The organism is Vibrio sp. V04_P4A5T148 (assembly GCF_963875605.1).
Taxonomy (GTDB): Bacteria; Pseudomonadota; Gammaproteobacteria; order Enterobacterales; family Vibrionaceae; genus Vibrio; species Vibrio anguillarum.
The window spans coordinates 1-7,908 of sequence record NZ_CAWNMS010000087.1; the positions used below are offsets into that span (position 1 = coordinate 1).

Consider the following 7,908-nt stretch of genomic DNA (forward strand, 5'->3'; position numbering starts at 1 on the left):
TGATTTTAAGCCACATTAAAAATCATTTCTCTTTGTGTTTGTTATTTTAAGATCTATTAATAATTCGCCACAAAGGTGCCAAAAAACCAATGTTCTTTTATTTTGTGGTCTGAAAAAATAAAAAATGGGTATTCATTTTCTTTTAAATACCGTGATAACAATAAAATGCTTACGAGGTTTATATGTCAATAAACAGAAGAAAAGCACTTAGCGCTATTGCCATTATGTCAGGCTTGGTATGGAACACCGCTCAAGCTGACGTGAATCAGCCGCAAGGTTTGGCCATTGAAATGTTCAGTGAGCTTCAGGATGACAGCCAAATCAATTACTTCAATGCGAGCTATTGGTTACAAGGAGAGGTTGAGCCCCCGACACTAATGCAGATGCGTGACGATGTACTGAACCAACATATGCGCTATTTTGTCGATTTCAGTACGATTGAAGGTGAGTCGCAAAAGACAGAGGCGAAAGCACTGCTCAGGAAAAAACTGGGCTTAGCGTTTGCCAGTGACTTTTTGATCATCAGTGAACACAAAGGAGAATTGTTGTTCACACCGTTAGATGACGAGAATGATGCCAACATTCGTCTACTGGAAGCCACCCCAATTGCCCATTCTCGTCAGCGCCGTAGTACGGCCAGTATGGTGTCAAATAGTGGTTCGGAAACGAACTCTTTGCCACACGTCGCGTTTTATTTGAATGTCAATCGGCCTATTACTGATAATGAATGTACGTTTAATAACTCACATCTTTGGGATCGAGGCACGCGAGTGTTTTGCGATAACCCGAATATCTCTTTGATCTATAGAGTTAATTTAGAGCGTTCATTACAATATGGCACCATTGGTTCTGCGACACCGGACGCGAAAATTGTTCGCATCAGCTTAGATGATGATACAACGGGTGCGGGGATCCATCTCAATGACCGTCTTGATTATCGTCAATCGGGTGCTGATTACACGACATTAGATGCTTATTTCCGAGACTGGTCGACCGATGCCATCGCCCAAGACTACCAATTTGTATTTAACTCTTCGAACAACAAAGCGCAGATCTTAAAAACGTTCCCGAGAGAAAATCTCAATGCCGAATATGAAGTCAAAGAGGTATCCGGCTTCCAGCTAGGGGTGAGTGGTGGTGTCGAGGTTAGTGCTGATGGACCTAAAGGCAAGCTAGAAGCCAATGCCAGCTACAACCAAAGCCGTTGGTTAACCTTTAAAACGCACGATTATCGTGTTGAACGTAGCACCAATAACGCGCAAAACGTCAGCTTTAAATGGAATCGTAGCCAATACGCGACTGCCGAATCGATGATGAATCGCTCTACGGATGCGCTGTGGGTCAATACTTATCCTGTGGATACCAACCGCATTAACCCGATTGGTTACGCGAGCTTTGTACCAAAAATGGATGTGATCTATAAAGCCGCTCCTAATGCAACAGGGACAACGGAGTTCACCATTGACTCTTCGGTCAATATTCGTCCCATTTATAACGGTGCTTATAAGCATTATTATGTTGTAGGTGGGCATCAGTCCTACCATGGTTTTGAAAATACGACGCGCCGCAGAGTGAGCAAAAGTGCTAGCTTTACTGTCGATTGGGAGCACCCAGTATTCACGGGCGGCCGTCCAGTGAATTTGCAATTGGGCAGCTTTAATAATCGTTGCGTTGATGTGGCTGATAATGGCGCGCTCTCTGCCTCAAGCTGTGATGAAACCAAAAACTCACAATCTTTTATTTATGATCAGTTAGGTCGTTATGTGAGTGCAAACGACATCCATCAATGTTTGGATGGACAATCACTGGGTCAATTACAAACCTGTAGTTCGAGTTTAAGTCAGCGTTGGGAATGGATAGAAAACAGCGATAAGCTGAGTAATGTTTTCTCTCATGAGTTACTTGGTCATGATAAAACCAGCGGTGAGTTAGGTTTGTATGCTGATGGCAATGATCAGGTAAGTGTGCGCACCATTACCGCTTACACCAACGTATTTCATTCAGATAGTGAATCGGCCGTATTTGGGTTTACATCGGGTCCATTAGCCTTACAAGATGTTGGTCAATCGGGGATACTGTATATTCGCCATGGTGCTGCGATTGATGCAATTGGTACGCAAGCCAATGCGATGCAAGGCGGTGAAAGTGGTAGTTTGACTGAAATTGATCTGAAACGCGTTACGCAAATAACCGTTACTTCCGGTGAGTTCAAGTACGGTGGCAACCATTTACTTCGTATAGCTTTTAAGCTTGATGATGGTTCAACCAAAGTAGTGGGGTCAAAAGACTACGCAATCAGTACCCACGATGAAGTGTTTGAGCTGCCAGCCGGATCGGCCATTCGGCAAGTCAAGGTTTGGTCTGAAGGTTGGTTAGCCGATGGTATTCAATTTATTTTAAAATAGCGCGATCCCTTCATCGTTTCGTAGTAAAGAGCACTCATGCTTTTGGCCTGGTTGGCTAAAACGTGAGTGCTCTTTTTGTTAATGTAATGTTAATTTTATCTGTTGTTTTTTTCGATTCATTCACGAAGCTGGCAAGATGACATGAAATAAAGTGCTTTTCTTCTACAGTTAGGGTGCTCCTCAGAGGTCTAATCTCTGGTGTGGTAACGGTAGGTTAGATGTATGCCGCGCCTAAACCAGGCACTACAATAAGAAGGAATTTACTTTGAAAAGAACGATTATTATTGCTGCTTTTTGTCTGCTGAGTACCACGGCGCTGGCGGCAACCAGCACTGTGGCGTTAAGTAAGACAGGCTATACCCAAACCCAGTATCCTATTGTGTTAGTTCATGGCTTATTTGGTTTTGATACGCTGGCCGGAGTCGATTATTTCTACAGCATCCCACAATCACTGACGAAAGATGGTGCAAAGGTCTACGTGGCTCAAGTCTCCGCAACCAACAGCTCTGAGCTGAGAGGTGAACAACTATTGCAACAAGTGGAGTCACTTTTAGCCGCCACGGGCGCTCAAAAAGTGAATCTGATTGGTCATAGTCATGGGGCCCCAACCGCTCGTTATGTTGCATCAGTCCGGCCCGATCTTGTGGCGTCTGTGACTAGCATTGGTGGCGTGAATAAAGGCTCAATCGTGGCAGATTTAGTGCGTGGGCACATCAAAGAGGGCTCCATTTCTGAAGCGATTGCCGTCAAAATGGCGCAAGGATTGGCGGGTTTGGTTGGCCTTCTTTCTGGGGGAAGTAACCTAGAGCAAGATCCTTTAGCCTCCTTAGAAGCCTTAACTACCCAAGGTTCGCTAGCGTTTAATCAATACTACCCAGAAGGCGTTCCAAGCAGTGAATGTGGTGATGGTGAATTACTGGCTGACAATGGTGTTTATTACTATTCGTGGACAGGATCTTCGACCTTTACCAACCTCCTTGACCCAACTGATGCTGCGATGATGTTGACTGGGCTTGTCTTTAATGGCCCTAATGATGGTTTAGTCGGCGTATGCAGTACTCACTTGGGTAAGGTGATCCGCGATGATTACCAAATGAACCACTTAGATGAAATCAACGGCTTGCTTGGGATACACCACCTTTTTGAAACTGACCCCGTTACCTTGTATCGCCAGCACGCTAATCGATTGAAGCTTCAAGGTTTATAACTTCAAGTTTTGTAACATCAAACTTTATAAGGATTGGCTATGAAAAAGCCCGCACTATTTGGTTTTGTCGTGATCATCTTGGGGAGCATCGGTGCGGTGCTTTTTCTGCAAAAGCCAGTATCATCACAGAGCGCGTTACAAACGCCATCTCAACAAGATACGGAGATAGACAGCGCATCGAGTCTTGATTTAATTCACTATTTTATCTCTACATTAGGAGAGAGTTCATTACCTGAGGTTGAGCTGCGCATTGCCCAGCATGCTGAGCAGGATGAGGGCGTGGTGATCGATCCAATGCTTTTTGAACAGTTTATCCAATACAAACAAGCATTAGCTGAGTTAGAGGCTAATGCTTCCATCGCCAATCTCGATCTTGCTACCTTAGCTGAGATCAATCAGCAGTTACTGAAAATACAAAGTCAATTTTTTAACGTTGATCAGCAAAGTATGCTGTTTGGTGAAGAGAATGCGTTGCGAAATTTAGCATTAGAAAAGCTGCGCATTAAAGCTCAAGCAGTCGATTCATATGATGAGCAGTTGCAGTGGCAAACGTTATTAGCGCAGCAGCCAGAATACATTCAGCGCAGTGAACGCAATGTACAACTACTGCCAGCACTCAACGCGAGTCGCCATTTGTCCACGCAAGAGCAATACTTAGCTTGGAACGAGTTGGTTGGCGAACAAGGAGCACAGCGGTTAACGCAGCTTAGTGAACAACGAGAGCAGTTTTCTCAGCATCTCGAAAACTATCTACAACAGCGTTCGGCGGTGCTTGAAAATACGCGCTTGAGCCAAGATGAAAAAAATCAGCAAATTACGCAACTGCGTACCCAAACGTTTGAGGTCAAACAACTCAAACGCGTCGAGGCGTTGGAAAGGTTAAGTGATCAATCGCTTTAATTCTGTTTATCCAATAAAGAAGAGCGCGACCGAAGCCGCGCTCAAGTTCTCTAAGAGAAAATAGAATAGGTGGTTACAAATTCACCACAATGGTGTTAGTCACTGTTGCACCTTTGTCATCCATCACTTTAATTTTCACTTCATGTTTTCCAGAGCTTGGGAAAATGGCGGTGAAGAGTTTGCCACGTTTTATTTTTCCATTCGGCAGGGTCCATTCCGTATCGACAATACGCCCATCGCTATCGCTGCTGGTTGACCACATTGTTACCCAGCGTCCAAGGTGGATATATTTAGCACTGGCTTGCGGTAATGCGTTAGGCACTTCAACCTGTATTGTGCGCGTAGTGGTGTTGGCTGCGCCTTTATCATCCGTTACGGTTAGGCTTACTGTGTATTGCCCTGCTTTGGTGTAGCTCCAGCTTGGCGCCATTTCGCTGCTCATTTGGCCGTTACCAAAATCCCATGCGTAACTGACTAGCTCGCCATCTTCATCATGGCTGTAGTTGAGAGCACTGACAGATAAACCGTCGGTTTTAAGCTCAAAGTTGGCGACAGGAGCTTGGTTTTGTTCGCTGACTTTTGATAAGCGAATTACGCCGTACTCATTGTCTTGGCCTTGGTTGAGGATGTCGATCATCAAGCCAAATTCCGTTAACTTACGCCCAGCATCTGGTACTAATGGTGAGCTGTAATCCGCGCCATCAGAGAAATTACCATTACCGATTAAGCTTGTGTCTTCGAGCACATCACCATCGGCAGCGACTAAACGTAGAGGTGTTTGATCTTGCAATGAGAAGGTTGCATCTCGCACTTGGAAGCGCGTTTGTGCGGCCTCACCGGTTTTTGACCAAACCAATGCGTTTTGATCCGCATCGACGACACCTAACCAACCTTCACCTGGGTGGTTACCTACCCAGTTATCCGTGTAAGATTCATCCACATACCAAACCAGTAGGCCGGGTTCGAAAGTCATCAACTGGCCCATGCGTTTGATATTGGCTAAGCCTTGGTCGACGTCATTGTGGCTACGCCATTGCAGTAAATAATAGTGTGGCGCTTCATGGAAGCCATTGTTGGTGGTGTAACCTTTAAAGGCGAAGGTGGATGTTCCTTCGGCATCATCAATAAGGGTTTGCTGCCCGTCTACCTCTAACTGTAGGTTATCAAGGTAAAGACCTTCCATGGCTAAGCCGCCATCAGTGACATAGTCAAAGCTGAGTGTCACTTCTTGGCCTGCCCACTGGGAGACGTCAAATATCGCATCGACCCAGCCATCCGATTGACCAGCAATAGCAGGTACAAGCCCTGTATTGTACGGGTCATCCATGGTGGTGATGTTACCTGCAATCGCTTTACCATTGATCAGTACGCGTGCAAAGTCGTAGTCTTTTTCAATCTGATACCATGCTTTAAAATTCAGCGTAGCTTGTTCACCTGTAGGGATAGAAAGCTTACGAGACATGCTATTTTTCAGATCATCGCCTCGGTTTGAATAAAAAGCGGACGAACCTTGATAAGGCTTCACCCCATCAACACGCTTCAGTGGTAAATCAATCTTCACCATATTTGGTCGAGCATTGTCAGTGGTTTGGAATAGGGTAAATACGCGAGGATTTTTCTCTAACTCTGCAATCGAAATTTGATCGTCATTGATCCAACGACCACCGACCGCTTTTTGTAAGAACTGTTTAGACCAAGAGCTGAATGCCGTCGGTTGTGTTCCGCCAATTTTTCCGGCCCAACTGCCAGAAGACATGATGGACCAATAAGAAACTGGCTCACCTTTACCTGTGTATTGGGTATCGTATTCGTCAGGCAAACCTAAATCGTGGCCATACTCGTGTGCGCAAACCCCAGCGGCCGCATCAATCGGTTGCATGGTGTAATCAAAGGCGGCATATTGGCCGTTAAAGCGATCTGGAAGCGTACTTTTTGTGCCTTGAAGGACATAAGGTTGGCCGAGATTATAACGGTGGGACCATATAGCGTCAGGTCCAAGCACACCGCCGCCGGCTTCTTCACCAACGGATGCATGGAACACCATCAAGTGATCGATTACGCCGTCCGGTTCGCGGAAGTTGCCATTACCATTGTAATCGTAACGATCTTCAATATCGTAATCGGCCAGATTAATACTAGGGTCTTGCGCCAGTTGGTTCAGTGCTTCGCGCACCAACTCTTGCGCATTCATATCTTTGTCTGTTGTTGCAGAGTTGCCCCCGTAAAACGCGGCGTTTTTAGACGCGCGATACCAACCTGCGGCTTGCCCGGCCACACTGTAGCTTTGCCCAGACTCGCTTTCATAATACTGACGCATCGAGATGAAATTTTCTCCATTAGGGCCTGCATAGCCCGCATCGGAAAAAAGCAGATCTTGATAGTGAGGTGGATTGTAGCTGGCATAGAGCATTTCAGTATGCTCTTTGGTCAGGCGGTTATCGTTCCAAGGTAAATCGGGAAAATCAATTAAAAGCGCTAATACCTTATCGGTGCGTTTGGTGCTGATATCGAGAGCAAAAACGCTGGCTTTTTGGTGGCCTTTTTGTTTTTCAATGGTCTTTAATACCCGTGCGCGTTGCTCAAGAGCTTGCTTACCAAATTGCGCATCGCCGTGGAAGCCCGATTTGATTTTCTGCTCTAAATAACGATCCAAGGCATCGCGCTTGATTGCATCGGTAGCATTGGCATCCACAACACCGTTACGAACTAACATTTCAATGAGTTTATCTTCATTGACTACCCCTAAATCAATCGGGGTGTGCGCATAAGCACTGACGTTAAATAGTGTTACCATTGCTGACGCAAGCAAGGTTTTCCTTATGTGTTTCATCTGCTTTCCTTATTTTTCTTTCTGTATTTATGGTATTAACAATTTCACTGAACTGATTTCCATACGACTGAGCGCTATAGAGAATAAATGGCTTTCATCGCCATAAAATAGAATTCATGGACGCAATGAGTGGCTGGTATATTCTTATCTAGGCAAGTTTTCTGAGTGTTATTCAGTGAAGATTGAACGGGTGATTTAGTCGCTCTTCGGCGGAGAAATACACGCTTCTTCTTGATGAGTTGTCGAATTGAGAGACTTTTCTTTGTGGTGTTTTCTTTGTAGATAAAGGGCAAGTGCTTGTTGTTGCTGTTCTGATGTCAGCCCTTCACATATCACACCTCGTTCGATTAATGAGGCGAGCAACCGTTCATCATCAACTGAAGATTGAGCAAGGCTAATTGATGAGTAACTAATTAATAAAAAATAAATTAAATGTTTCACAGTATATCCATATAATGTGTGAATTATTCGTAACAATCTATATATCAGTCATACGCATAGCAAGTGTAAATAATTGTTGTTTTGAAATAACATCATATTTTAAACATAACTAGTTAACATTTGGT

5 protein-coding genes are annotated in these 7,908 nt (G+C 44.7%); 3 read left to right on the forward strand and 2 right to left on the reverse strand.

Translation table 11 applies throughout. From position 1 onward, the window contains the following. The first annotated feature begins 182 nt into the window (after positions 1-182). The 3 genes from AACT18_RS16170 to AACT18_RS16180 all read left to right on the forward strand — a co-directional run bounded on the left by AACT18_RS16170 (position 183) and on the right by AACT18_RS16180 (position 4,512). On the forward strand, positions 183-2,405 hold the full coding sequence (locus AACT18_RS16170) for a leukocidin family pore-forming toxin (protein WP_094124949.1): 2,223 nt from the start codon (positions 183-185) through the stop codon (positions 2,403-2,405). Positions 2,406-2,670: 265 nt separating this feature from the next. Continuing rightward, positions 2,671-3,612 carry a lipase family alpha/beta hydrolase gene (locus AACT18_RS16175; RefSeq protein ID WP_094124948.1) on the forward strand — a complete coding sequence of 314 codons (942 nt, stop codon included), beginning with the start codon at positions 2,671-2,673 and terminating at the stop codon, positions 3,610-3,612. Between the two features lie 39 nt (positions 3,613-3,651). Next, positions 3,652-4,512, forward strand: coding sequence for a lipase secretion chaperone (locus AACT18_RS16180; protein ID WP_094124947.1), 861 nt, complete (start codon positions 3,652-3,654; stop codon positions 4,510-4,512). A gap of 73 nt (positions 4,513-4,585) precedes the next feature. Here the strand turns inward: AACT18_RS16180 and AACT18_RS16185 are convergent, their stop codons facing one another. Next, positions 4,586-7,342 (reverse strand): immune inhibitor A domain-containing protein, encoded by a 2,757-nt coding sequence (locus AACT18_RS16185; RefSeq protein ID WP_094124946.1) that lies wholly within the window; start codon positions 7,340-7,342, stop codon positions 4,586-4,588. Positions 7,343-7,537: 195 nt separating this feature from the next. Next, a complete protein-coding gene (locus AACT18_RS16190; protein ID WP_017043657.1) occupies positions 7,538-7,783 on the reverse strand; it encodes a hypothetical protein in 246 nt (81 codons plus the stop codon). Positions 7,784-7,908: the final 125 nt, after the last annotated feature.